The sequence below is a fragment of the Sphingobium sp. LMA1-1-1.1 genome (genome assembly GCF_040676365.1).
Taxonomy (GTDB): Bacteria; Pseudomonadota; Alphaproteobacteria; order Sphingomonadales; family Sphingomonadaceae; genus Sphingobium.
Genome location: NZ_JBEGHS010000067.1, coordinates 69123 through 92757, shown reverse-complemented (window position 1 = coordinate 92757; position 23635 = coordinate 69123). Strand labels below are relative to the sequence as shown.

Annotated in this window: 22 protein-coding genes; 11 read left to right on the top strand and 11 right to left on the bottom strand. The window is 65.0% G+C overall.

The window, feature by feature from the left end:
• Nucleotides 1-75: 75 nt before the first annotated feature.
• The 3 genes from MRBLMA1_RS20535 to MRBLMA1_RS20525 are packed head-to-tail and all read right to left on the bottom strand — an operon-like array spanning nt 76 to nt 4216.
• Nucleotides 76-1698, bottom strand: a complete 1623-nt coding sequence (locus MRBLMA1_RS20535) for an NAD(P)/FAD-dependent oxidoreductase (protein WP_363739444.1) — start codon at nt 1696-1698, stop codon at nt 76-78.
• 42 nt (nt 1699-1740) lie between these two features.
• Nucleotides 1741-3759 carry a TonB-dependent receptor family protein gene (locus MRBLMA1_RS20530; RefSeq protein ID WP_363739442.1) on the bottom strand — a complete coding sequence of 673 codons (2019 nt, stop codon included), beginning with the start codon at nt 3757-3759 and terminating at the stop codon, nt 1741-1743.
• A gap of 40 nt (nt 3760-3799) precedes the next feature.
• Nucleotides 3800-4216, bottom strand: coding sequence for a DUF2946 family protein (locus tag MRBLMA1_RS20525; RefSeq protein ID WP_363739440.1), 417 nt, complete (start codon nt 4214-4216; stop codon nt 3800-3802).
• A 139-nt stretch (nt 4217-4355) separates the two neighbouring features.
• Here MRBLMA1_RS20525 and MRBLMA1_RS20520 point away from each other — a divergent pair, with 139 nt between their 5' ends.
• The 3 genes from MRBLMA1_RS20520 (at nt 4356) to MRBLMA1_RS20510 (ending at nt 8029) form a co-directional block, all read left to right on the top strand.
• Nucleotides 4356-4763: a MerR family transcriptional regulator gene (locus tag MRBLMA1_RS20520; RefSeq protein WP_363739438.1), complete on the top strand. Its 408-nt coding sequence runs from the start codon at nt 4356-4358 to the stop codon at nt 4761-4763.
• A gap of 36 nt (nt 4764-4799) precedes the next feature.
• Nucleotides 4800-6602 (top strand): acyl-CoA dehydrogenase C-terminal domain-containing protein, encoded by a 1803-nt coding sequence (locus MRBLMA1_RS20515; protein WP_363739437.1) that lies wholly within the window; start codon nt 4800-4802, stop codon nt 6600-6602.
• Between the two features lie 146 nt (nt 6603-6748).
• Nucleotides 6749-8029 carry an APC family permease gene (locus MRBLMA1_RS20510; protein ID WP_363739436.1) on the top strand — a complete coding sequence of 427 codons (1281 nt, stop codon included), beginning with the start codon at nt 6749-6751 and terminating at the stop codon, nt 8027-8029.
• 60 nt (nt 8030-8089) lie between these two features.
• Here the strand turns inward: MRBLMA1_RS20510 and dnaJ are convergent, their stop codons facing one another.
• Both dnaJ and dnaK read right to left on the bottom strand, forming a co-directional pair.
• Entirely contained in the window at nt 8090-9220 is a 1131-nt protein-coding gene (gene dnaJ / locus MRBLMA1_RS20505) for a molecular chaperone DnaJ (protein ID WP_363739434.1), read from the bottom strand.
• A gap of 129 nt (nt 9221-9349) precedes the next feature.
• Nucleotides 9350-11248, bottom strand: coding sequence for a molecular chaperone DnaK (gene dnaK / locus MRBLMA1_RS20500; RefSeq protein ID WP_363739433.1), 1899 nt, complete (start codon nt 11246-11248; stop codon nt 9350-9352).
• A gap of 177 nt (nt 11249-11425) precedes the next feature.
• Between dnaK and MRBLMA1_RS20495 the strand changes: the two genes are divergently transcribed.
• The 4 genes from MRBLMA1_RS20495 (at nt 11426) to MRBLMA1_RS20480 (ending at nt 13051) form a co-directional block, all read left to right on the top strand.
• On the top strand, nt 11426-11902 hold the full coding sequence (locus MRBLMA1_RS20495) for a copper chaperone PCu(A)C (protein WP_363739431.1): 477 nt from the start codon (nt 11426-11428) through the stop codon (nt 11900-11902).
• A complete protein-coding gene (locus tag MRBLMA1_RS20490) occupies nt 11899-12393 on the top strand; it encodes a vgr related protein (RefSeq protein WP_363739429.1) in 495 nt (164 codons plus the stop codon). Before MRBLMA1_RS20495 ends, MRBLMA1_RS20490 begins: the two co-directional genes overlap by 4 nt.
• 105 nt (nt 12394-12498) lie before the next feature.
• Nucleotides 12499-12675: a hypothetical protein gene (locus tag MRBLMA1_RS20485; protein ID WP_363739427.1), complete on the top strand. Its 177-nt coding sequence runs from the start codon at nt 12499-12501 to the stop codon at nt 12673-12675.
• Nucleotides 12676-12712: 37 nt separating this feature from the next.
• Complete coding sequence (locus MRBLMA1_RS20480) at nt 12713-13051, top strand: hypothetical protein (protein ID WP_133653387.1); 339 nt, start codon at nt 12713-12715, stop codon at nt 13049-13051.
• An 11-nt stretch (nt 13052-13062) separates the two neighbouring features.
• Here MRBLMA1_RS20480 and MRBLMA1_RS20475 read toward each other — a convergent pair whose 3' ends face one another.
• Nucleotides 13063-14070 (bottom strand): S66 peptidase family protein, encoded by a 1008-nt coding sequence (locus MRBLMA1_RS20475; protein ID WP_363739424.1) that lies wholly within the window; start codon nt 14068-14070, stop codon nt 13063-13065.
• A 20-nt stretch (nt 14071-14090) separates the two neighbouring features.
• Entirely contained in the window at nt 14091-14534 is a 444-nt protein-coding gene (locus MRBLMA1_RS20470; RefSeq protein WP_363739422.1) for a cupin domain-containing protein, read from the bottom strand.
• A gap of 208 nt (nt 14535-14742) precedes the next feature.
• Here MRBLMA1_RS20470 and dapE point away from each other — a divergent pair, with 208 nt between their 5' ends.
• Nucleotides 14743-15903, top strand: coding sequence for a succinyl-diaminopimelate desuccinylase (gene dapE, locus MRBLMA1_RS20465; protein WP_363739420.1), 1161 nt, complete (start codon nt 14743-14745; stop codon nt 15901-15903).
• Nucleotides 15904-15914: 11 nt separating this feature from the next.
• Here the strand turns inward: dapE and MRBLMA1_RS20460 are convergent, their stop codons facing one another.
• The 4 genes from MRBLMA1_RS20460 to MRBLMA1_RS20445 all read right to left on the bottom strand — a co-directional run bounded on the left by MRBLMA1_RS20460 (nt 15915) and on the right by MRBLMA1_RS20445 (nt 20146).
• Entirely contained in the window at nt 15915-17594 is a 1680-nt protein-coding gene (locus MRBLMA1_RS20460; RefSeq protein ID WP_363739418.1) for a putative bifunctional diguanylate cyclase/phosphodiesterase, read from the bottom strand.
• A gap of 93 nt (nt 17595-17687) precedes the next feature.
• Nucleotides 17688-18221 (bottom strand): Smr/MutS family protein, encoded by a 534-nt coding sequence (locus tag MRBLMA1_RS20455; RefSeq protein ID WP_363739415.1) that lies wholly within the window; start codon nt 18219-18221, stop codon nt 17688-17690.
• A gap of 12 nt (nt 18222-18233) precedes the next feature.
• Nucleotides 18234-19493 carry a murein transglycosylase A gene (locus MRBLMA1_RS20450; protein WP_363739413.1) on the bottom strand — a complete coding sequence of 420 codons (1260 nt, stop codon included), beginning with the start codon at nt 19491-19493 and terminating at the stop codon, nt 18234-18236.
• The gene (locus MRBLMA1_RS20445) at nt 19490-20146 is read right to left on the bottom strand and encodes a Tim44/TimA family putative adaptor protein (protein WP_363739559.1); all 657 of its coding nucleotides are present in this window, start codon (nt 20144-20146) and stop codon (nt 19490-19492) included. Before MRBLMA1_RS20445 ends, MRBLMA1_RS20450 begins: the two co-directional genes overlap by 4 nt.
• 187 nt (nt 20147-20333) lie before the next feature.
• Here MRBLMA1_RS20445 and secB point away from each other — a divergent pair, with 187 nt between their 5' ends.
• From secB to trpS, 3 genes are all read left to right on the top strand, one after another.
• The gene (gene secB, locus MRBLMA1_RS20440) at nt 20334-20831 is read left to right on the top strand and encodes a protein-export chaperone SecB (protein ID WP_363739411.1); all 498 of its coding nucleotides are present in this window, start codon (nt 20334-20336) and stop codon (nt 20829-20831) included.
• 121 nt (nt 20832-20952) lie between these two features.
• A complete protein-coding gene (gene murJ, locus MRBLMA1_RS20435) occupies nt 20953-22542 on the top strand; it encodes a murein biosynthesis integral membrane protein MurJ (protein ID WP_363739409.1) in 1590 nt (529 codons plus the stop codon).
• A gap of 4 nt (nt 22543-22546) precedes the next feature.
• Nucleotides 22547-23551 (top strand): tryptophan--tRNA ligase, encoded by a 1005-nt coding sequence (gene trpS, locus MRBLMA1_RS20430; RefSeq protein WP_363739407.1) that lies wholly within the window; start codon nt 22547-22549, stop codon nt 23549-23551.
• The last annotated feature ends 84 nt before the right edge of the window (nt 23552-23635 follow it).

Genomic DNA, 23635 nt, shown 5'->3' with positions numbered 1-23635 from the left:
CCGCAGCCGCCGGCACGGCCGTCCTGTTGGAAAAAATCAGCATGGCGGGCCCCTGTGCAGGCAGGAACATGCACATCAGTCGGAGGCGATGCTCATCCCCACCGCTTCCGCGACCTTGATGCCGTCAATGGCCGCTGAAAGGATGCCGCCCGCATAGCCTGCCCCCTCTCCGGCGGGATAAAGACCCGCCACGTTGAGGCTCTGAAAATCCTTGCCCCGCGTGATGCGGATGGGGGAGGAAGTGCGCGTCTCGACCCCGGTCATCACCGCATCGGGATGGTCGTAGCGCGCAATCTGTCGGCCGAAGGCGGGAATTGCCTCACGAAATGCCTCCAGCGCGAATTCGGGCAGGCAGCGCGACAGGTCGGTCATGGTGACTCCCGGCTTGTAGGAGGGGATGACCTCCCCCAATCCGGTAGAGGCGCGGCCCGCCAGGAAATCCCCCACGGTCTGTCCCGGTGCATGATAGCTTTCGCCGCCCGCGACAAAGGCCATGCTTTCCCAATGGCGCTGCAATTCTATCCCGGCCAGCGGCCCGCCGGGATAGTCGCGTTCCGGGTCGATGCCGACGACCAGTCCCGAATTGGCATTGAACTCCGCGCGGGAATATTGGCTCATGCCGTTGGTGACGACGCGCCCCTCCTCGGAAGTCGCCGCCACCACGCGCCCGCCGGGGCACATGCAGAAGCTGTAGACCGTCCGCCCATTGGCGCAATGATGGGCCAGGCTGTAGGCGGCGGCGCCCAGCACCGGATGCCCAGCGCAATTGCCGTAGCGCGCCCGGTCGATCCAGCTTTGCGGATGCTCGATCCGCACGCCGATGGAAAAAGGCTTCGCCTCGATATGCACGCCCCGGCGATGGAGCATTTCGAAGGTCGGGCGCGCGCTGTGGCCGACCGCCAGGACGACATGGTCCGCCTCGATGAAGCTGCCGTCCGCCAGATGCAGCCCACGCAGCTTCTGCGTGCCGTCCGCCTGCCGCTCCAGTTCCAGTTCGTCGACCCGGTGCTGCCAGCGATATTCACCGCCCAGCCCCTCGATCTGCCGCCGCATCGATTCCACCATCGAAACCAGGCGGAAGGTGCCGATATGCGGGTGCGCTTCGGTCAAAATATCGTCCGGCGCGCCCGCCGCAACGAATTCCTCCAGCACCTTGCGGCCCAGAAAGCGCGGGTCTTTCACCCGGCAATAGAGCTTCCCGTCGGAAAAAGTCCCCGCGCCGCCCTCCCCGAACTGCACATTGCTGTCGGGATTGAGTTCGGCCCGGCGCCACAGGCCCCAGGTATCCTTGGTACGTTCCCGCACCACCTTGCCCCGATCGAGGATGATCGGCCGAAATCCCATTTGCGCCAGGATGAGGCCCGCGAACAGGCCGCACGGTCCCGCGCCGATCACGACGGGCCGCTTGCCCGACCAGCCGGGCGCCGCGCTGGCCACGAATTTATAATCCGTGTCCGGACGCGGGCGAATGTCTTGATCCTTCGCGAAACGCGACAGCACGCCCGCCTCGTCGACCAGTTCGACGTCGACGGTGTAGACGAGCTGGATCGCATTCTTGCGCCGCGCATCATTGCCCCGGCGCACCACGACATGGCGCAGCAATTGCTGAGGCTCAAGCCCGAGCCGCTCGCAAATGGCTGCGGCCATCGCCTCGTCGGGATGGTCCAGGGGCAGTTTCAATCCGGAAAGGCGCAACATCCGCCCGCCCCTAAACCTATTACCGAGTCGGCTCCAGTGCTGTTAGAAACGGGCCCTTATTCCACCATAAAAGGCGCGCCTTTCGATCGGATAGAAGATCGCCCGGCTGGCGGGCGCGAGCTTCGAATAATCGACCACGGCACTGATATCCCCCACGGCCCGCTCGGCCGTCAGGTTGCGCGCATCGACAAACAGGGTCAGCCCCTTCTTCACCTCCGCCTGCGCGCCCAGGTTCAGCGTCGCATAATCCCCGACCCGCTTGCTATTGGCATAATCGGCCCAGGCTCCCTGTGGCAGCCATTCGATGGCAGGCGAAATGCTCAGCCGCTCCGTCCCCAGCTTCAGTTCCGCGCGATAGAAATGGCGCGGCACCACGGGCAGGCGGTTGTTCCCGAACTGCACATCGCCCCGGAAGCGGAAATCGCTATATTGATAGACCTGCCGCAGGCTCGCCCATGGGGTGAGCGTCAGGTCCAGTCCCGCCTCTATCCCCTGATGCTGCGTGCGGTCCGCGTTGAAGGTCGCCGCCGGATATAGACCCGCCACGACATTATATTGCAGCAGTTCCCCCCGCAGCCTGGCGCGGTAAAAGCTGACATCCCAATGCGCGATGCCCAGCGTCCCGCGCGTGCCGACCTCAGCCGTCCACGCCTTCTGCGGGGCCAGCGGCGTGAAGCCCGGCGCCCCGCCCGCAGGCGCCTGCCCCAGTTCGATGAAGCCCGGCAACTCCACCGACCGGCTATAATTGGCGTAGAATTGCACAGCCTGCGCTGGTTCGAACAGCAGCCCGAATTTCGGCGCGAAGGCGTCGAACGACACATCCCCGCTCCGCGCCGGAGCGAAGCGGTTGTCGAGCCGCCGTTCGCCATGGGTATAGATGCCGCCCGCGATCAGCCACAGCCCGGCGACTGGCGCGATCCGCGCCTCGCCATAGCTGTTGATCGTCTGCGCCCGCGCCTTCTGATAGGATGTCGGCGCACCCGCCCTGCCGTTCACGTTGACGAACTGCCGGAACCGGCCCTGCCCGAAGCGTGCCTGCGCACCCAATGTCAGCTCGACCGGCATCCCGCCCAGGTCACCCGCCAGATCAAGGCTGGCGAAGACACCGCGATCCTCCGACTTCTGGTCCACCACCTGATAGATCGGATGGTCCAGCGCCTTCGCATTATAATAGGCGCCGAACGCCAGCTCGCCGCCGTCCAGCGCCACAGTCGTGCGGTTCTGCAAACGGATCGAATCGATATTGCGCGCCTGATCCCCGGCGAAATTGCCCTTCGCCGGATGGTTCAGCGCGTCGCTTTCGTTGAGCGCACCCGACAGCTTCTGCCGGATTGTCTGTGCACTGGCGTAGAAGCGCGTCTCCACGCGGTCAGTCAGCTTGATCCCGACATTGCCGTTGAAGCGCAGCGCCCGGCGCCGTCCATGATCGCGGTCGCCGTCCGATCGGTCCCCCGTCACGGCGGCCCAGGCATCGCCCCGCTCATCGGCATAGCCATAGGCGGCCTTCGCCCGCAGCGTGTCGAACGAGCCGCCATCCAGCCGGACTTCCGCCCCCGGCGCCGTGCGCCCGGTCGGCGTCACGGCATTGATGGCGCCGCCCAGCGTCGATCCTCCCAGACGCAGCGCATTGCCGCCGCGATAGACCTCCAGATGCTGGAAGACCTGCGGGTCGAATTCCTGGAAATCGCCATTGTCGTCGGCCATGTTGATCGGAATGCCGTCCTGCAACAGCGTCAGGCCCCGCATATGATAGCCACGGGACAGGCCGGACCCCCGAATGGAAATGCGCACCTCCTGCCCGAAGCGCGGCTGGGTATAGACGCCGGGCGAGAAGCTCAGCGCGTCGCGCAGGGAGACGGCGAGCTTGTTCTCGAAATCTTCCGCCGGGACGACGTCCACGCCGCCGGGCGTGCGGACGACCTTCGTCGCGGCTTCCGCGACGACGGGGCTGGCGGTGACGATGATCCGGCTCTGCTCGGCCTCTTCGGCCAAGGCAGGAGCGGACAGGGAACAGGCGAGCGCGCACAGCGAAACGCCGCGCGAAACGGAAAAGACTGACATGAAGAAACCCTTGTTGAAAATCCCGGAAAATGACGGATTTTCAATAGACGGGCGGCCCCGAGGACGGCGGTGGAGGCGCAGCCAGCCGGGCGATAAGCCCGGTCTTGAGCGCAAAGGCGATCGCCCCGAAAGCCAATTGCCAGGCAGGCAGCGGCAGATCGGCGAGGACCAGGGGCGGGACCAGCGGCTGCACCGATGCGGCGAAGGGGCAATGCTGCTGGCCCGGTGCGCCGTCATCCGGGCGATGCCTGCCCGACGTGTCGTTCCGGTCGAATCTGGCCCGTTCGACCACGACATTGACCGCGCCCTGCCCGGTGCAAAGCGTCACCACCACGCCGCTTTCGGTCCGCATCGGCATGAAACCGGAGGGCGCCACAAGCTGAATCGCCAGCACGAGCAGAGCCAGCGCCGCCAACAGGCGCCTTGCCCCTTCCGATCGTCTGACTGCCCCCATCACGGCACAAGCCCCTAGCGGCAGCGGCTGGCCCTGTCACTAGGACAAAAGAGCCAAGCGCCCAGGCAGGGACGACGGTTTTGATCACCCGGATATCGCTCTCACCTTGACGTAAACGTAAAGCGACGCTACACCAGCCGCCATGGACAAACGCACCACTATCGCCGGTATCGAGCTTCCCGATCACAGCGATCGGCAAAGCTATACCATCTCGGACCTGTCGGACGAATTCGGCGTCACCGCCCGTGCCCTGCGCTTCTACGAGGATGAAGGGCTGATCGCGCCGGAACGACACGGCCTTGCCCGCATCTATTCGCGACGCGACCGTGCCCGCCTGGCCTGGATTCTGCGCGGCAAGCGGGTCGGCTTCAGCCTGTCCGACATTCGCGAGATGATCGACCTTTATGATGCGGATGAGGAACATGAGGAACAGCGCCGCGTCACCATCGCCAAGTGCGAGGCGCGCATCGCCCTGCTGACCAGGCAAAAAGACGACATCGACGCTGCGATAGCGGAACTGTCCCAGTTCGTATCCGTCCTTCACAAATAATCCGCTCACCAGAACAGAATCGTCCGGAGAAGATCCATGCCCAGCTACGCCGCCCCCATTCGCGACACCCGCTTCGTGCTCGACCACATTGTGGGGCTGGACCGCTACACCAACCTGCCCGGCTTCGAAAATGCGACCGCCGATCTGGTCGATGCGATCCTGACCGAAGGCGGCAAGATCGCCGCCGAAGTTCTTTTCCCGCTGAACGCAGTGGGCGACAAGGAGGGCTGCACCCGCCACCCGGACGGCAGCGTCAGCACACCGACCGGCTTCAAGGCAGCCTTTGACGCCTATGTGGGCGGCGGCTGGACCACTCTGAATGCGCCGGTCGAATATGGCGGCCAGGGGCTGCCCCATGTCGTGGCGACGGCGGTGAGCGAATATATATTGTCCGCCAACCACAGTTTCGAAATGTACCATGGCCTGACCAGCGGCGCCGTGGCCGCCTTGCTCGCCAAGGGCAGCGATGAACTGAAGCAGAAATATGTCCCCAACATGGTGTCGGGCCAGTGGACCGGCACGATGAACCTGACCGAACCGCATGCGGGCACCGACCTCGGCCTCATCAAGACCAAGGCCGTTCCCAATGCCGACGGCAGCTACGCCATCAGCGGCACCAAGATCTTCATTTCCGCGGGCGAGCACGACCTGGCGGAAAACATCATCCACCTCGTCCTGGCGAAGACCCCGGGCGCGCCCGACAGCAGCAAGGGCATATCGCTGTTCGTCGTGCCCAAATTCCTGGTGAACGAGGATGGAACCCTGGGCGATCGCAATGCCGTCTCCTGCGGGTCGCTGGAACACAAGATGGGCATTCACGGCAACGCCACCTGCGTCATGAACTATGACGGCGCGACCGGATGGCTGGTGGGGGAGGAGAACAAGGGTCTCGCCGCCATGTTCATCATGATGAACGCCGCGCGGCTGGGCGTCGGCCTGCAGGGCCTGGGCCAGGCGGAGATCGCCTATCAGAACGCCGCCGCCTACGCCCATGACCGCCGCCAGGGCCGCGCCCTGACCGGACCCAAGGACATGCAGGAAAAGGCCGACACGCTGTTCGTCCACCCCGATGTCCGCCGCATGCTGATGGAAGGCAAGGCGCTGACCGAAGGGTTGCGCGCCCTGATGCTGTGGGGCGCGCTTCAGGTCGACCTGTCGCATCAGGCCGCCACGGAGGAGGAGCGCCAGGCCGCCGACGACCTGGTGCAACTGCTGACCCCGGTGATCAAGGGCTATGGCACGGACAAGGGCTTCGACGTCACCGTCGTGGCGCAGCAGGTATTCGGCGGCCATGGCTACATCTGGGAAAATGGCGTCGAACAATATGTCCGCGACGCCCGCATCGCCCAGATCTACGAGGGCACCAACGGCGTGCAGGCGATGGACCTTGTCGGGCGCAAGCTGCCCATGAATGGCGGTCGCGCGCTTCAGGCCTTCCTCAAGATCGTCGCGGACGAAGTGGCGCAGGCCAAGGGCGATGAAAAGCTCGCCCCCATTGCCGAAGCACTGGAGAAGGCGAGCGGACAGCTTGGCGCGGCGACCATGTGGTTGATGCAGAACGCGATGAAGAACCCAGACAATGCCGGGGCGGGCGCGGTGCATTACATGCACATCGTGGGCATCGTCGCGACGGGCCTTATGTGGCTGCGCATGGCCAGGGCCGCGACGGCCCTGCTGGCGGCTGGCGAAGGCGACGCCAAGTTCATGGAGGCCAAGCTGGTGACCGCCCGTTTCTTCGCGGAACGCATCATGCCGGACGCCGGCGCGCTCCGCCGGAAGATCGAGGGTGGCGCCGACAGCCTGATGGCGCTTGATCCGGAAATGTTCCTGGCCGCCTGATCTTTACGCCAGGCAAGGTTCGGGCCGCCGCGCAGATCGATTTCAGGAGAAGAGGGCAAGCTCCTGAAGGCGATCTGCTGCGTTATCCCATTGCACGTGACACTGCATAAGCCCATCAACAGGCGGATGATGCAGCGAGCCGCTTCGTGAACGGGCCTCCTACGGCGAACCGAACGCTCGGTCTTCCCGCCTGTATTGCGCTGGTGATGGGCAATATGATCGGATCGGGCGTGTTCCTGCTCCCGGCTGCACTCGCACCGTTCGGCTGGGATGCCGTGGCGGGGTGGATATTCACCATCGCCGGATCGCTGCTTCTCGCCTATGTCGTCGCGCGGCTCACCGTGCTGATGCCCGATGTCGGCGGCACGGCTCAGTTCATCACCCGTGCCTACGGCCCCCCCGCCGGATTTGCGATCGGGTGGATTTACTGGATTTCGGTGATCTTCACCAATGTCACCATAGCCGTTGCCGCAGCCGCCAATCTCAGCAGCATCCTGCCGGCGCTGAACCGGCCCGGCATGGGGGCGCTTACCTCCATCGGCTTCCTCTGGGCGACGACCGGCATCAATCTGATCGGCGCGCGGGCGGCAGGTGCCACCCAACTCGCCACCACCGCGATCAAGCTGATCCCGATCGCAGTCGTGCTGGTCCTGCTCGCAGTCACGCTGGGCGATGGGCGGGCGGAGATAGCGCCATTCCCGGCGCAAGGCTTCACCAGCGCCGGCATCACCGCCTCGGCTGCGCTCACGCTCTGGGCACTGCTGGGCTTCGAATCCGCGAGTGTCGCGGCCGACAAGGTACGCGACCCCGCCAGGACCATTCCACGGGCCACGATGCTCGGCACAGCGATCACCGGGCTCATCTACCTGCTGGTCTGCTCCGGCATCGCCCTCACCCTACCTGCGGCCGAAAGCCAGTCCGGCTCTCCCTTTGCAGCCTATGTCGCGCATTACTGGTCAGCGGGGCCAGCGGGATTCATCGCTGTCTTCGCCACGATCAGTTGCCTGGGCGCACTCAATGGCTGGACATTATTGCAGGGCGAAGTGCCGCTGGCGATGGCGCGAGGCGGCGAATTGCCGCGATGGCTTGCAGGAACGAACGGTTCGGGCACGCCGGTCCGCGCGCTGCTGCTGTCCTGCGCGGTCGGGACGCTGATGCTGATCGCCAACAGTTTGCAGGGGCTGGTCGCGCTGTTCACGGCGATGGCGCTGCTGTCGACTTCGGCCACGCTCTGGCTCTATGTCGGGTGCGCGCTGGCCGCGCTCAGGTTCCGGCTCGTGGTGCCGGCGGCGTTGCTGGGCCTTGCCTATGCGCTCTGGACATTATGGGGCGCGGGACCGGTGCCGAGCGGCGCCAGCTTCCTGTTGATGGCAGCGGGATTTCCCTTTTACGCCTGGGCGCGGCGTGAGGGGAGGAAACGCGCCTGAATCAAGCGCGCATGCTGCCGCCCTTGCAGCGACCCTCCTCCCTGAAGGACGGGGAAGAACTCAGTCCCCCCACAATTCCTTGAGCTTGCTGAAGAAGCCTGTCGACTGCGGACATTCCTCGCCCGTTTCCGTCTCGCGGAACGCCTCCAGCAATTCACGCTGCTTCGCCGTCAGCTTGGTCGGCGTTTCGACATCGACCTGGATCACCAGATCGCCCTGCCCACGCCCGTTCAACACCGGCATGCCCGCGCCGCGCTGGCGGATCTGCTTGCCCGACTGGATGCCGCTGGGGATCTTGATCTCATGCCGCTGGCCGTCAAGGCCCGGCACTTCGATCACGCCTCCCAGCGAGGCCGTGGTGAAGCTGACCGGCGCGCGGGCGAACAGCGTCGTCCCGTCCCGTTCGAAGATCGCATGCCGCTTCACATGCAGGAAGATGTAGAGATCGCCGGACGGCGCGCCCCGCGCTCCGGCCTCGCCTTCGCCTGACAGGCGGATGCGGGTGCCTTCATCGACGCCCGCCGGAATGTTGACCGACAGCGTCTTGGGCCGGTCCACCCGCCCCTCTCCCCGGCAACTCCGGCAGGGACTTTCGATGACCTGCCCCGCGCCATGGCAGGACGGGCAGGTCCGCTCGACCACGAAGAAGCCCTGTTGCGCCCGCACCTGGCCATGACCATGGCAGGTGCCGCAACTCTTGACGCCGGTGCCCGGCTGCGCGCCGGAACCTTCGCAGCTTTCGCACGCGGCGGAAACCTCGATCTCGATCTCGGTCTTCTTGCCGTGATAGGCATCGTCCAGCGTGATTTCCATGTCATAGCGCAGGTCCGCCCCGCGCCGCTGGGCCTGCCGTCCGCCACCAAAGCCGCCGGCGGCCTGGCCGAAAATCGTCTCGAAAATATCGCCCAGGTCGGAAAAGCCGCCGCCGCCGCCGCGCCCGCCACCGAAACCGCCGCCGCCATTCTGGAACGCGGCATGGCCAAAGCGGTCATAGGCGGCGCGCTTCTGCGGATCCTTCAAACATTCATAGGCTTCGGAAACAGCCTTGAACTTCGCCTCGCTGTCGGTGCAGCCCCCGGTCTTGTCCGGGTGATATTTCATCGCGAGCTTGCGATAGGCGCTCTTGATCGTGGCCGAGTCGGCCGTGCGCTCGACCTCGAGCAGTTCGTAATAATCAACTTCGGTCGTCATATCGCCCCCGACGGCATGTCACCGTCACCCCCGCAAAAACGGAGGTCCATCTTCCAACCTATACGCTCGGGGCGATGTTTGGGAGATGAATTCCCGCTGGCGCGGGAATGACGGCGAGCGTCCATCAGCTTACGCCTTGTTATCGTCCACTTCGGAGAATTCAGCGTCGACGACATCGTCATCCGCCTTCGGCGCGTCCGCGCCCGGAGCAGCCGCAGCCGCCTGCTCCTTCTCGTAAATGGCCTGGCCCAGCTTCATCGCGACCTGCGCCAGTTCCTGCGCCTTCGCCTTCATCGCTTCAGCGTCGCCGCCCTCGACCGCCGATTTGGTCGCGGCGATCGCGGTCTCGATTTCCGACTTCAGGCCGGCATCCACCTTGTCGCCATGCTCGGAAAGCTGCTGCTCGGTGGTGTGGATCAGGCTCTCGGCATTGTTCTTCGCCTCGGCCGATTCGCGCTTCTTCTTGTCTTCCTCGGCAAAACGCTCGGCGTCCTTGACCATCTGGTCGATGTCGGCGTCCGAAAGGCCACCCGAAGCCTGGATGCGGATCTGCTGTTCCTTGCCCGTGCCCTTGTCCTTGGCATGGACATTGACCAGACCGTTGGCGTCGATGTCGAACGTCACCTCGATCTGCGGCACGCCGCGCGGTGCAGGGGGAATGCCGACCAGGTCGAACTGGCCGAGCAGCTTGTTGTCCGCCGCCATTTCGCGCTCGCCCTGGAACACGCGGATCGTCACCGCCTGCTGATTGTCATCGGCGGTCGAATAGACCTGCGACTTCTTGGCCGGGATAGTGGTGTTGCGGTCGATCATGCGGGTGAACACGCCACCCAGCGTTTCGATGCCCAGCGACAGCGGGGTCACGTCCAGCAACAGCACGTCCTTGACGTCGCCCTGCAGCACGCCCGCCTGGATCGCCGCGCCCATGGCGACGACTTCGTCGGGGTTCACGCCGGTGTGCGGTTCCTTGCCGAAGAAGTCCTTCACGGCCTCGCGCACCTTGGGCATGCGGGTCATGCCGCCAACCAGCACCACTTCGCTGATCTCGCTCGCGGATACGCCGGCATCAGCCAGCGCCTTCTTGCAAGGCTCCATAGTCCGCTTGATGAGGTCGGCCACCAGCCGCTCCAGATCGGCGCGGGTGATATTCTTCACCAAATGCTTGGGACCATTCTGGTCAGCGGTGATGAAGGGCAGGTTGACTTCGGTCGATTGCGCAGAAGACAGCTCGATCTTCGCCTTTTCCGCTGCTTCCTTCAGGCGCTGCAAAGCCAGCTTGTCCTTGGTGAGGTCGATGCCCTCTTCCTTCTGGAAGCCGGATGCCAGGAACTCGACCAGCTTGGCGTCGAAATCCTCGCCGCCCAGGAAGGTGTCGCCATTGGTCGACTTCACCTCGAACACGCCGTCGCCGATCTCCAGGATCGAGATGTCGAAGGTGCCGCCGCCAAGGTCATAGACCGCGATGGTCTTGCCGTCCTGCTTCTCCAGCCCATAGGCGAGCGCGGCCGCGGTCGGCTCGTTAATGATGCGGAGAACTTCCAGGCCCGCGATCTGGCCGGCGTCCTTGGTCGCCTGACGCTGGGCGTCGTTGAAATAGGCGGGAACGGTGATGACCGCCTGCGTGACCGTTTCGCCCAGATAGCTCTCGGCGGTTTCCTTCATCTTCTGCAGGGTGAAGGCGGAAATCTGCGAGGGCGAATAATCCTTGCCGCCGGCATTGACCCAGGCGTCGCCATTGGGACCCTTGGCGATGCTGTAGGGCACCAGCTCCATGTCCTTCTTGGTCATCGGATCGTCGAAACGGCGGCCGATCAGGCGCTTCACCGCAAAGACCGTATTGTCGGGATTGGTGACGGCCTGACGCTTTGCGGGCTGGCCGATCAGTCGTTCGCCATCCTTGGTGAAGGCGACGATGGAGGGCGTCGTGCGCGCACCTTCCGCATTTTCGATAACCTTGGGCTTGCCGCCATCCATCACAGCAACGCAGCTGTTGGTGGTGCCCAGGTCGATACCGATTACTTTTGCCATTGTGTCCTCTTTGAACCCCAAATCATATTCAGCGGTTGACGGCCCCATACCTCACGAAAGCGCCAAGGCAAGGGCGTTTGCGCAAGGGATATAGGCGCGCTTTTGCTTGGCACAAGAAGCTGTGACGATTACCTCTGGGAAACGACCGGAAACGGGACATCAAGAAAGCCATTGCCCATGCGCGCATTTTACCCCCTGATCGCCCTTGCCGCCCCTCTGGCCCTCGCCGCCTGCGGCGACCCCGCGCCCACCTATGTCGACCAGGCCTGGGTGCGGCTCAGCCCCAACAAGGACACGCCATCCTCCGGCTATTTCGTCGCCCATGGCGGTGATGCGGATACGGCGCTGCGCGGCGTGCTCACGGACTATGCGCTGAAGGTCGAGATGCATGAGAGCATGAGCGAAGGCGGAAAAATGACGATGAAGCCGCTCGACAGCGTTCCCATCCCGGCAAAATCCAAGGTCGCCTTCGCGCCGGGCGGCAAGCATCTGATGCTCTGGGGCGTCAACGACACGGCCATCAGCCGCGGCAAGATGACGCTCACCTTCCTGCTCGCCAATGGCGACCGCCTGCTGGTCGACGCCATCATCCAGAAGCCCGGCGGCGCCGCGCCCACCCCCGCTCCCCAAGGGAAGGAGCATGACGCGCATTGACCGGGCGCCCGCTGACCGAGGCGGAAGCCGCCCTCGCCCGGTCGGTTTTCGCCGCCGCCATCGACTATCGGCGCGTACGCGTGCACAACCGCAAATGGTGGCCGTTTCAGCCGCGGCAAGTCACCATGGCGCCCGACGGCAACCTCTGGTTCCATCCGGAAAGCGGCCTGTTCTGCGCCGATTTCTGCGATAGTCCGCTGCACATCCAGGGTCATTTCATCCATGAAATGACCCATGTCTGGCAGGCGCAACAAGGCGGCAGATGGTATCTGCCGCTGATGCGCCACCCTTTTTGCCGCTATGACTATGAGATTGTGCCGAGCAGGCCCTTTCGCCGCTATGGCCTGGAACAGCAGGCGGAAATCGTGCGGCACGCCTTCCTCATGCGGCGCGGAATTCGCGTCGAAGGCAAGCCGCCGCTGGCGACCTATGAGGCGCTGCTGCCGTTCGCAGGGGAAGGGAATGACAGGATCGGCCGATCGTATTCTTAACCATAAACGCCAGACCGCCTTCAAAGGGGGACATGCTGCATCCCGACGCCCTGTCCCCTGTCGCCTTCTCCTTTAAAAATTAGGCTTTTGCGCGGAGAGCAAGCCATGCAGGTCGACAGCAACGACACTCTGTCCGAACGGGCGGAGCTCCACTTTCTAGCAGCATTGGTGGACGAGCTGATGCGCAAGCTGCTGGTTTCAGGCATCCTCAACCAGGCCCAGCTCAACGAGATAGAGCAGCAGGTCTCCCATCGCGTCGGGCACAGTCCCCGCGCCTGGTAGTCTTTCAGGCCGCTTCATCCTGCTATATCATCACCGGATGCGCGTCCTGACTGCCCTCCTGCCCCTCGCGGTCTTCCTTGCCGGACCGGCCTGGGCGCAAGAGTCCCGGTGGGCAGGCCATTATTATCTTAACGGCGTGATGGAGACCGGCTCGGAACTGATGCTCCGCCCGGACGGCCGTTTCCAATGGTATCTGGCCTATGGCGCGCTTGATCTGTTCGCGGAGGGTCGATGGGCCGAAAAGGACGGATCCGTCATCCTCACCTCCGAAAAGACGAAGGATGTACCCGAACCAGGCTTCGAGACGCTTGTCCTGAAGATCAAGGACAGGTCGCTCGTTCCTCCGGACGGCCGTGGCGCCTATGTCCGGCCCTGATGGTGTTTCTATTATCGGACTGCCGGCTCCAGTAGCCGGATCGTACCCGCATCGGCATCGATCTCCGCACGGCAGCCCACCGGCAGACTGAACTGGCTGGCGACATGGCCGAACAGCGCGCCCTGGAAGGCCGGAACGCCAAGGGGCGCCAGATGCTGCTGCAACACCTCCGCCAGGGTAAATCCGCCATAGGAAGCGCCGCTCGGGCCGCAATCGGTGCATTGCCCGAACACGACGCCCGCCACCTTGCCCAGCACGCCGGCGAGCGCCAGTTGGGTGAGCATCCGGTCGATCCGATAGGGCTGCTCGCTCACATCCTCGATGAACAGGATCGCGCCGTCGAAATCGGGCAGCCACGGCGTTCCCATCAGCGTCGACAGCACAGTCAGGTTCCCGCCCAGCAGCCGCCCGCTCGCCTTCCCTCCGCGGAACGTCAATATGCGCCCGCTGCGCTGCACCAGCCTGTCTTCATGCCCCTCTGGACTGGCCATCAGCGGCGTCGCCCCGTCGAAGGCGACGGCGCGAAAGGCATCCCAGGAAAAGCGCGGCCAACTGCTCGCGGCATTGGGCCCGTGGATCGTGACGAAACCGGCCCGCGCCGCGAACGCCAGATGCAGCGCCGTGATGTCGGAAAATCCGACCAGCAGCTTGGGATTGGCCCGGATCGTCGCGAAGTCGAGATGGGGCAGGATGCGGGCGCAGCCCCATCCGCCGCGCGTGGCGAACACCGCTCGCACCTGCTGATCGGCGAACATCGCATTGACGTCGGCGGCCCGCTCCGCATCCGTCCCGGCCAGATAGCCGTAACGATCGACCAGATGCCTGGCGGGCCTGGGCACCAGCCCCATGGCGACGATCGTTTCCTTGACCAGGTCGAGGTCGAAGGCGTCGTCGGTAAAACCTGCCGGTTCGATCAGGCCGACACTGTCTCCCGGACGAAGCCGGGGCGGCTTCACCGGGCCCGCGGCGGATGCGGCCACGGCACCGGGCGCTGCCATCGCGGCGCCCAGCACGGCCATCAAACCCCTGCGGTCCAGCCTCAAAAGACGCTTCCATTCTTGCGGCGATAGGTGCCCCCGGCCCACTGCATGTCGATGTCGGGATAATGCGCATCCCCCAGTGGAACGCGCCCAACGGCAAGGAACACGCAATCCTCGCTGCTTTCGTTCACCAGCTGATGACCATTGGGCTCGCCCTTCGGGAACGATGCCATATCGCCGACGTGCAGCGGCGTGCGGCTTCCCTCCTCGACCAGCACCGCTTGCCCGCTCAGCATGACGACGAACTCGTCCTCATCCTCATGCCAGTGCCGCTGGGATGATGCCGCACCGGGCTTCAGAACCACATGGCTGATGCCGAAATCGGACAGGCCGGTCACGGGGCCCAGCTTGCGCACCCACCGCCCGGCGACCGCACCGGCATAAACCGGCGGATAGCCCGTTCGATTGGTCTCTTCGACGGCCGCCAGGTCAATCTTGGGCATGACATATCCTCCTGCCGGCAGCGCCGCTTGCATCCTATGCATGCGCGCCTCGCACCCATTCCAGACAGCTTCAAATGCGCGTCGGCCTTCAACGCATTTTGCGAGCCACTGTCTGTTCCAGACAGCTTCAAAATGCGCGCTGGTCTCTAACGCATTTTGCGAGCCGCTGTCTGTTCCAGACAGCTTCAAAATGCTCTAACGCAACCCCATGAGCAAGACCAGCGCCGATGCCAGATCCATCGACATAGCCGAACAACTGATCGCCTGTCCGTCCGTGACGCCCGCCACGGGGGATGTGTTCGCGGTGCTGGAGGCGATGCTGAAACCCCTGGGCTTCACCATCGACCGCTTCCTGGCGGGAGAGGCACCGGACGGACCGGTAGAAAATCTGCTGGCGTGGCGGACAACCGGGCCGGGCAGGCATTTTGCCTTTGCCGGGCATCTGGACGTGGTTCCGCCGGGCAATGGCTGGGCGAGCGATCCGTTCACGCCAGAGATACGGGGCGACCTGCTTTACGGGCGCGGCGCCGTCGACATGAAGGGTGCGATCGCCGCCTATGTCGCCGCTCTGCATGACCTGCCCGAAGACCTGCCCGGCACGATCAGCCTGATCATCACGGGCGATGAGGAAGGCGCGGCTGTCCATGGCACTCTGGCCCTGATGGACCGGATGGCCGCCCATGGGCTGCGCCCCGACCTGTGCCTGGTGGGCGAGCCCACCTCCTCCCGGCGACTGGGCGACGTCATCAAGATCGGCCGGCGCGGATCAGTCAACATGTGGATCCATGTCGACGGCGTGCAGGGCCATGTCGCCTATCCGCATCTGGCCGACAATCCGATCCCCCGCCTGATCCGCATCCTGTCCGCCATCGACGCTCTGGTGCTGGACGAGGGCAATGACTGGTTCCAGGCGAGCAATATAGAGATCACCGACCTGAATGTCGGCAACCCGACCACCAATGTCATCCCCGCCGCCGCGCAGGCCCGCATCTCCGTCCGCTTCAACAACGAACATGGCGGCGCGGAACTGGTCGACCGCATCACCGCCATCGCCGCGGCCGAAGGCGGCAGGGTGGACGCGAAGATCAGCGGCGAACCCTTCCTGACCGAACCCGGCATGCTGTCCGACATGGTTGCTGGCGCGATCCGCGACGTGACCGGGGTGGTGGCGGAACTGTCGACTACCGGCGGCACGTCCGACGCCCGCTTCCTCTCGCGCCTGTGCCCCGTGGTCGAATTCGGCCTCAACAACGCAACCATGCACAAGCTGGACGAAGCGGTGGCTCTGGCGGATCTGCGCGACCTGACGGAGATTTACCGGCTGGTCACCATGCGCGCGCTGGCGACCGGGACGCCCGCCCAGTCATGAGCCCTTGAGGGTCAGCTTGAAATTGCCCTGGCCACCGGCGAAGCTATGGCGAAACGGGCGAGATAATCCTCCTCCCTCATCGGCCGCGCCAGATGGTAGCCCTGGAACAGCGTGCAGCCGATCACGCGCAGCATTTCCATCTGCGCCTCGGTCTCCACGCCCTCGACAACCACCTCCATGCCCAATCCCTGGATCAGCCCGACGACCGCACTGCAGATCGTGCGCGCTTCGGCCGAAACGGCGATGTCGCGGACCAGCGAGCGGTCGATCTTCACCCGGTCCACGGGCAAGTCCCGCAAGCGCGACAGGTTGGAATAGCCGGTTCCGAAATCGTCGATGGCGATGCGCACGCCCTCCCGCCGCAGGGCGCCGATCTGGTCCAGCGTCCGCGCCTTCATCTCCATCGCAAGCGATTCGGTGATCTCCAGCTCCAGCATGACCGCCGGCGCCTGATGCGCGTCGATGGCATGGCGCAGGCGCATGAAGAAATCGGCCTGGCTCAGCTCGCGGGAAGAGATGTTGATGGCGATCCGCTGCCTCACCCCGGCCCGCGCCCAACGCGCCGCCGTCTCGCACACTCGTCCCATGACCCAGTCGCCCAGCGCCACAATGGCGCCGCTTTCCTCCGCCACGGGCACGAAAGAGCCGGGCATCACCAGATCGCGTTCCGGATGCGCCCAGCGGACCAGCGCTTCGGCCCCGATTGCCCGACCACTGCCGATCTCGATCTGCGGCTGGAATTCGAGGAGGAACTCCTCCCGCTGCAACCCCAGCAAAAGGTCGCGTTCCAGTTCGGCGCGGTCGGCCGCTTCAAGCGCCAGTTCGGCGGTGAACATCTCCGCTCGGTTACGGCCCTGACGCTTGGCATGATACATGGCGATGTCGGCCGATCGCAGCAGCGCCGACAGGGTGTCGCCATGCTCGGGATAGCAGGCGACGCCGATCGAGGCGCCAAGGTCGACATGCTGGCTGCCGAGGTCAAAGCGTTCCCGCAGCGCGAACTGGATGGCGCGGGCGATGCGCCCGGCACTGTCCAGGTCGGCCAGGCTGGGCACGAACAGCGTGAATTCGTCGCCTGCCAGGCGGCCTATCAGGCAATCGCCCGCACCCGCGCTCGCCTGCGCCATGGCGACTTCGCGCAGGCGCCCCGCGACACGCGCCAGCAACTGGTCGCCCGCCGCATGGCCCAGCGTGTCGTTGACCCCCTTGAACCCGTCCAGATCGATGAAGAACAGTGCCGCCAGCCCTTCTTCGCTGCGCTCGGCCAGCAGGCGTTCGACCTGCCGGCAAAAGCTGGCGCGGTTGGCAAGGCCGGTCACCTGATCGAACAGGGCCAGCGCCTGCACATGGTCCAGGTTGGTGCGGACCTGGCTGAACAGGCTTTCCATCGCCACCGACAGGTCAGGCAGCTCCAGGCCGATCTCGCGCGGCACGTCCGATTGCAAGTCGCCATGCGCCGCGGCCAGCAGGCGCTCCGTCGCACCATCGATCGCGCTCGCGGTCGTCGCCACGGTCCGGCGCGCGGAAGCCCAGCTCAGCGTACCGCACAGGATCGCGATGATGAGGGAGCGGCCAATGCCGCCAATGTCGGTCGCCTGCCCCTGGCCCAGGACCAGCGACAGGATGAACACCAGCGCCCCCGCGGCGCAGGCGAAGGCAGTGGCGCGGCTCGTCAATGTCACGCCCTGCATGTGCCTCCCTGCCCTGCCAGCCCGTCGCGGACTGGATCAGCGGGATATGAAGGGCAGTGGTTAAGAAAAGGTCAGTGGACCCCTCGGAAATGCTTATTTTTTGCGTCGCATTATGACATAGAGTGCGCCTTCGCCGCCATGGCGCTGATGTGCGATCCGCACGCTGGCGATACGGTCGGCATAGCTGCTGGTTTCCAGCCAGTGGCCGATCTCGCCCCGAATGGCGCCGCGCCGCGACCCACCGCCCGTCGACGGGCTTTTTGGCGGTTTGCCGGTAACGACCAGCATGATGCGGACGTCCCGCGCCCAGGCCGCGGCCAGTGCCTGGTTAAGCCTAGCATGGGCCGCCGACAGTGTGTGCCCGTGCAGGTCGATGGTCATGTCCGGCGCCAGGTTTCCGTTACGGATTCTGCGCTCCCAGCCCGAATCCAAAATGGCCGCCGGGGTACGGCCCGGCGCCGGCGCCACCCTCTGAACGGAGGGAGCCGTTAACCCTGTCCTGTCCTGTTCGGGGACGGGAAGCGTGGGGAGGGAGAGCGGCCGCGCACCCGGCCGCAGCGGCCTGACCGAGCGGGTCAGCGCCGTCCAGAGCGCCTGTTCATCGGAAGAGAGACTCCGTCGGGGCATGGCCGCATGCGGTCAGCGCTGCTGGGCCAGCCGCGCCGCCGATCCGATCGGCAGCAGGATGAGCGCGCTGCCCCGCGCCGACATGCCGCCCGCTATGCTGCGCGCGTTGCTGCCCGCGCCCCAGAAGCTGTCGAAGCGGTTGGCGCCCTTGATCGCCCCGCCGGTATCCTGGGCGATCCATATGCCATTGGGTTCGGCCCGGTCGAGCGAAAGCAGCAGCGGCGCGCCCAGCGGGACATAGCTGGGATCGGCCGCCACCGTGGCCTCTGGCGTGACGGCGACGCCCATCGCCCCCAGCGGGCCGGGCCCGGTCAGTTCGCGGAAGAAGACGAAGCTCTTGTTCTCGTTCATGATCGCGGCGCCCTCATCGGGATGGGCGCGCAGATATTGCATGATGTCCTGCATCGATCCGGCCTGGATGAGGCCGCGATCCTTCATCAGCTTGCCGATGCCGGTATAGTCGCGGCCATTCTGGCCGTCATAGCCGATCCGCATGACGCCGCCGCCGGGCAGCAACAGGCGTCCGCTGCCCTGCACCTGCAGGAAGAAGAATTCCACCGGATCGGCCGCCCAGGCGAGTTCCAGGCCCTTGCCCGCCAGCGACCCGCCCACGATCTGCGATCGTTCGTCGAACGGCACCAGATTGCTGCCGTCCACCTTGCCGCGAATGGTCTTGCCCTTCAGGCTGTCGCTGAACAGGCCAAGATTGACGTCGATCAGATTGGACGGACGGCGGTAGATCGGCACATCGTAACCGGGCTGCTGCGTCCGCGACCCTGCGATTTCCGGCTCATAATAGCCGGTAACGAATGCCTTTCCGTCGCCCACCTGCACCGCTTCGAAATAGCGGACGAAAAATTCGCTGGCCGACACCTCCGGCCAACTTGCAGCGGCGGCGCAGGCACTGTTCCAGTCCGCGCCGCGCGTCAGTCCGCTCTGGTCGCTCCGCCGCATCAGCGAAGGGCAGGACAAGCGGAAAGCCTGCAAAGCCTTGCGCGAACGCTCCCCCGACGGAATGAGGTCGATGATGGACGGGCTGGGCGTGATCCCTGCGCCGAGGGCGTTGGCGGTGTCGACTGGTGCCGTCACAGGCGGCGCAACCGGCACGGGCGGACGGGGGGTAGCGGGAATGGGACGGGTCGCTGTCTCTCCGCCCTCGCGAGGGGGTCGCGTCGGCGCCGGGCCACCCGCTCCAGGAGGTATCACACCGCCCGCGCAGGCAGAGAGCAGCAACGCCGCGACCAGCGTGCCTCCCGACTGCCGCAGGCTCATGCCGCCTCGTCGGTCTCGCTGAGCTTCCAGTTGGGATCGGTGCTGCGCAGGTCGCGGGTAAATGTCCAGATGTCGTTCGTGCCGACCGCGTCGGTCAGCGAACCGGCAACGACATTGCCGTCCCGGTCACGTGTGACAGCGGCGATGTCCGCCTCGAAACGCAGCGATATCTCAGCCATCCGGCCGGTGACGCCCGCTTCGATGATCTGAACCTTTTCTATGCGGACCAGGCGGTTGTCGAGGACATGGCCTTCCGCCTCCCGCGCCGCGATCGCTTCCTCGAAGGAGGCGAGCACGTCGGCGTCGCAAAGCCACTCCAGTTCCTGGCGGTCGCCGCGCCAAAAGGCTTCAAGGACCATCTTATAGGCCGCCTTCGCACCTTCCACGAACTGCGGAACGTCGAAGCTGCGGTCCGCCGCGATCAACGCGCGCACGCCCACTTCGCCGCCGGGGGCGATCAGCCCATCGGACAGACGGACCGAATCGCCCGCCATTTCCGGAACGGGGCGAGGCTGCACGATCGTTACCTTGGCACGTTCCTCCGCCGGACGAAGGGCAGGCTCCTGCTCATGCCCGGTGCGCTTGCCCAGCACGGAATATAGCCGCAGCGCCAGGAAACCGGCGATCATGGCGAGGATGACGATCACATACACGGGGTAAAGCACCCTTTGGGTTGAATCTGAAACTGTAACGCGACCAACATAGGCATGTTTCCCTGCATATTCAAATGGCCGCTTTTCAAGTGCCGCATTGCTCCCTCCTGCCGCCCCTGCTAAGCGCGCGGATCGACATGCGCGGGCATTCTGCCTGCCAGGCAAACCTTAAAACCAGGGAAAAGAGATGGCCGAGGAAGCCGATACCATTCAGACAACCGGCAATGGCGCCGACAACGGCCCGCAGATCGCGCTGATCAGCCAATATGTGAAGGACATGTCCTTCGAAAACCCGAACGCGCCGGCCGTCTACCAGTGGCAGGACCAGCCGCAGATCGACGTGCAGTTCAACATCGGCGCCGACAAGGTGGGCGAGGAAGTCGTCGAGATTTCCCTGAAGATCGAGGTCAAGGCCATCGCGCCGCAGGGCACTGCCTTCGCCGTGGAGCTGGTCTACGCCGCGATCTTCGGCATGCGCAATGTGCCAGAGGACCAGATGCAGCCCTTCATGCTGGCCGAAGCGCCGCGCCTCCTCTTCCCCTTCGCCCGCCGCGTGCTGGCTGACGCCATCCGCGATGGCGGCTTCCCGCCGCTGCTGCTCGAACCCATTGATTTCGGCGGCCTCTATGTCCAGCAGGCGCAAGCCATGGCCCAGACCACAGGCGAACCGGCCGGCCACGCCTGAGCGCAGCCATGGCTCCCACCCCGTTCGCCCCGAGCGTGTCGAAGGGAATGGCTGAGCCTTCCGAAGCCGCTTCGCTCCGCTCGGCACGGGGTTTCGCCCAGCCCTATCCAAGGTTGGCCGTATGAAACTCGCCAAGGCACTCGGTTCGGTCGGCGGTCTGACGCTCGCCAGCCGGGTGCTCGCCCTGGTCCGCGATTCCCTGGCGGCGCGCTATGTCGGCGCCGGATTCGCGTCGGACGCCTTCAACGGCGTGGCCTTCCGCCTGCCCAACATGTTCCGCGCCCTCTTTGCCGAGGGTGCCTTTTCCGCGGCCTTCATCCCGATGTTCAACCGCAAGGCGGCTGGGCCGGGCGGCGTTGCGGACGGCTATCTGTTCGCGGAGCGCGCGCTGGCCGTGCTGCTGCCGGTGCTGGTCGCCTTCACCGCCCTGCTGATCGCGGCGGCATGGCCGATCACCTGGGCGCTCTCCGGCGGCTTTTCCCGCCAGAATCCGACGCCGGAACAATTCGCCTTCGCGGTCATGCTGTCGCGGATCACCCTGCCCTATCTCGCGCTGATCAGCCTGGCCTCGCTGCTGGGCGGCATCCTGAATTCGCTCGACAAATTCTGGGTCAATGCCGCCGCGCCGATCCTGCTCAACCTCGCCATGATCGCGGGACTGTGGCTGTTCCATGGCGCCGACGAATATGAAACCGCCAGGGTGCAGGCAATCTCCGTCACCGTGGGCGGAGCGCTGCAATTGCTGTGGCTGATCCTGGCCTGCCGCCGGGCGGGCGTGTCGATGCGGCTGAAACGGCCGCGTCTGGACGCCGACGTAAAGGAATTGCTCCGGTTGATCGTGCCGGCGGCGGCGGGGGCGGGAGCGTCCCAGATCAACCTGCTGATCTCCACGGCGCTGTCGGGCTGGCTGCTCGCCTCGGGCTCGATCACCTACATCTATTATGCCGACCGGCTGAACCAGTTGCCACTGGGACTGATCGGCATCGGCCTTGGCACCATATTGCTGCCGACCATATCCCGCCTGCTGTCGACGGGGCAGGAGCAGGTGGCGATGGACACGCAGAATCGCGGCATCGAACTCGCGCTGTTCCTGACCCTGCCAGCGACCGTCGCCTTCATCACCGTGGCGGAACCGATCGTGCGGGGGCTCTTCCAATATGGCCGCTTCACCGCGCTGGATGCGCAGCGCTGCGGCTGGGCTCTGTCCGCCTTCTCCCTCGGCCTGCCCTCCTATGTTCTCGTGAAGGTCCTGACGCCCGGCTATTATGCCCGCGGCGACACGAAGACGCCGGTCCGCTATGCGATGCTGTCGATCCTCATCAACATCGTCGGCAATATCCTCCTGATCCCGCTTCTGGGTCATGTCGGGCCACCGCTGGCGACGGCGCTCTCCTCCACCGTCAATGTCGCCATGCTCTATTCTACACTTGTGAAGCGCGGCCATTTCGCCGCCGACGGTCAGTTGCGGCGGCGCCTGCCCCGCCTCGCGATAGCGGCGGTGGCCATGGGCGGGGCGCTCTATGCGGGCGAGGGACTGCTCGATCCATGGCTCGGCGGGGTCATGGTCCAGCGCTATGTGGCGCTGGCGGTGCTTGTCGGCGTGGGAATCGCGCTGTACGGGGTGGCCTGCTTCCTGACGGGCGCCTATCGGCTCTCGGACCTGAAGGCGCTGATGCGGCGCAAAAGTGCAACCAAGACAGAGAACGGATAGAAGAATGCGCGTCCTTTCCGGCATCCAGCCGACCGGCAATCTGCACCTGGGCAATTATCTGGGCGCGATCCGCAACTGGGTGCGGATGCAGGACGAGATGGATGCGGGCAGCCAGTGCTTCTTCTTTCTGGCCGACATGCATTCGATCACCGTGCATGAGGGGCGCGAACAGCGCATCCGCAACGTCCGCGACATGGCCGCGGCGCTGGTCGCAGCCGGGATCGACCCCGACCGCTCCGTGCTCTTCAACCAGGCGCGGGTGCCCGCCCATGCGGAACTGTGCTGGCTGCTGAACGGCACGGCGCGGATCGGCTGGCTCAACCGCATGACCCAGTTCAAGGACAAGGTGGGCAAGGACCGCGAGGGCGCCTCGATCGGCCTGTTCGTCTATCCGGTGCTCCAGGCGGCGGACATACTCGTCTACAACGCCACCCATGTGCCGGTGGGCGAGGACCAGAAGCAGCATCTGGAACTGGCGCGCGACATCGCCACGAAGTTCAACACCGATTTCGGCGTGGAGCTTTTCACCCTGCCCGATCCGATCATTCCCAGGGAATCAGCGCGCATCATGTCGCTGCGCGACGGCACCGCGAAGATGTCGAAGTCCGATCCCTCCGACATGAGCCGCATCAACCTGACCGACGATGATGATGCGATCATGCAGAAGGTTAGGAAGGCCAAGACCGATCCCGAACCACTGCCGGACAATGCCGGCGGGCTGGCCGGGCGTCCCGAAGCGAACAATCTGCTCGGCATCTATGCGACCCTGTCAGGAACGAATGTGGACGCGGTCTGCGCCGAATTCGCTGGCAGGGGCTTTGGCGCGTTCAAGCCGGCCCTGGGCGAACTGCTGGTGGAAACGCTCCGTCCCATCCGCACCCGGTTCCTGGAATTGCGGACCGATGACGCCGCGCTGGACGCCATCCTTGAAAAGGGTGCGGCCAGAGCCGCGGCGGCTGCCGACCCCACATTGCGGGCGGCCTATGACGCGATGGGGCTGATGCGCTGATGCCACAGGGGCCGTCAAAATGGCGGCCCCTTCCGGTTCGTGACGGAATAATCCATGCCGCGCCGTCGTAGGGATGGCAGGACA

What these genes read in the sequence shown, in the direction of transcription:
- MRBLMA1_RS20535 (WP_363739444.1), bottom strand. Translation starts at nt 1,698, where the DNA reads ATGTTGCGCCTTTCCGGATTGAAACTGCCCCTGGACCATCCCGACGAG.
- MRBLMA1_RS20530 (WP_363739442.1), bottom strand. Translation starts at nt 3,759, where the DNA reads ATGTCAGTCTTTTCCGTTTCGCGCGGCGTTTCGCTGTGCGCGCTCGCC.
- MRBLMA1_RS20520 (WP_363739438.1), top strand. Translation starts at nt 4,356, where the DNA reads ATGGACAAACGCACCACTATCGCCGGTATCGAGCTTCCCGATCACAGC.
- MRBLMA1_RS20515 (WP_363739437.1), top strand. Translation starts at nt 4,800, where the DNA reads ATGCCCAGCTACGCCGCCCCCATTCGCGACACCCGCTTCGTGCTCGAC.
- dnaJ (WP_363739434.1), bottom strand. Translation starts at nt 9,220, where the DNA reads ATGACGACCGAAGTTGATTATTACGAACTGCTCGAGGTCGAGCGCACG.
- dnaK (WP_363739433.1), bottom strand. Translation starts at nt 11,248, where the DNA reads ATGGCAAAAGTAATCGGTATCGACCTGGGCACCACCAACAGCTGCGTT.
- MRBLMA1_RS20495 (WP_363739431.1), top strand. Translation starts at nt 11,426, where the DNA reads ATGCGCGCATTTTACCCCCTGATCGCCCTTGCCGCCCCTCTGGCCCTC.
- MRBLMA1_RS20485 (WP_363739427.1), top strand. Translation starts at nt 12,499, where the DNA reads ATGCAGGTCGACAGCAACGACACTCTGTCCGAACGGGCGGAGCTCCAC.
- MRBLMA1_RS20480 (WP_133653387.1), top strand. Translation starts at nt 12,713, where the DNA reads ATGCGCGTCCTGACTGCCCTCCTGCCCCTCGCGGTCTTCCTTGCCGGA.
- MRBLMA1_RS20475 (WP_363739424.1), bottom strand. Translation starts at nt 14,070, where the DNA reads ATGGCCGTGCTGGGCGCCGCGATGGCAGCGCCCGGTGCCGTGGCCGCA.
- MRBLMA1_RS20470 (WP_363739422.1), bottom strand. Translation starts at nt 14,534, where the DNA reads ATGCCCAAGATTGACCTGGCGGCCGTCGAAGAGACCAATCGAACGGGC.
- dapE (WP_363739420.1), top strand. Translation starts at nt 14,743, where the DNA reads ATGAGCAAGACCAGCGCCGATGCCAGATCCATCGACATAGCCGAACAA.
- MRBLMA1_RS20460 (WP_363739418.1), bottom strand. Translation starts at nt 17,594, where the DNA reads ATGCAGGGCGTGACATTGACGAGCCGCGCCACTGCCTTCGCCTGCGCC.
- MRBLMA1_RS20455 (WP_363739415.1), bottom strand. Translation starts at nt 18,221, where the DNA reads ATGCCCCGACGGAGTCTCTCTTCCGATGAACAGGCGCTCTGGACGGCG.
- MRBLMA1_RS20450 (WP_363739413.1), bottom strand. Translation starts at nt 19,493, where the DNA reads ATGAGCCTGCGGCAGTCGGGAGGCACGCTGGTCGCGGCGTTGCTGCTC.
- secB (WP_363739411.1), top strand. Translation starts at nt 20,334, where the DNA reads ATGGCCGAGGAAGCCGATACCATTCAGACAACCGGCAATGGCGCCGAC.
- murJ (WP_363739409.1), top strand. Translation starts at nt 20,953, where the DNA reads ATGAAACTCGCCAAGGCACTCGGTTCGGTCGGCGGTCTGACGCTCGCC.
- trpS (WP_363739407.1), top strand. Translation starts at nt 22,547, where the DNA reads ATGCGCGTCCTTTCCGGCATCCAGCCGACCGGCAATCTGCACCTGGGC.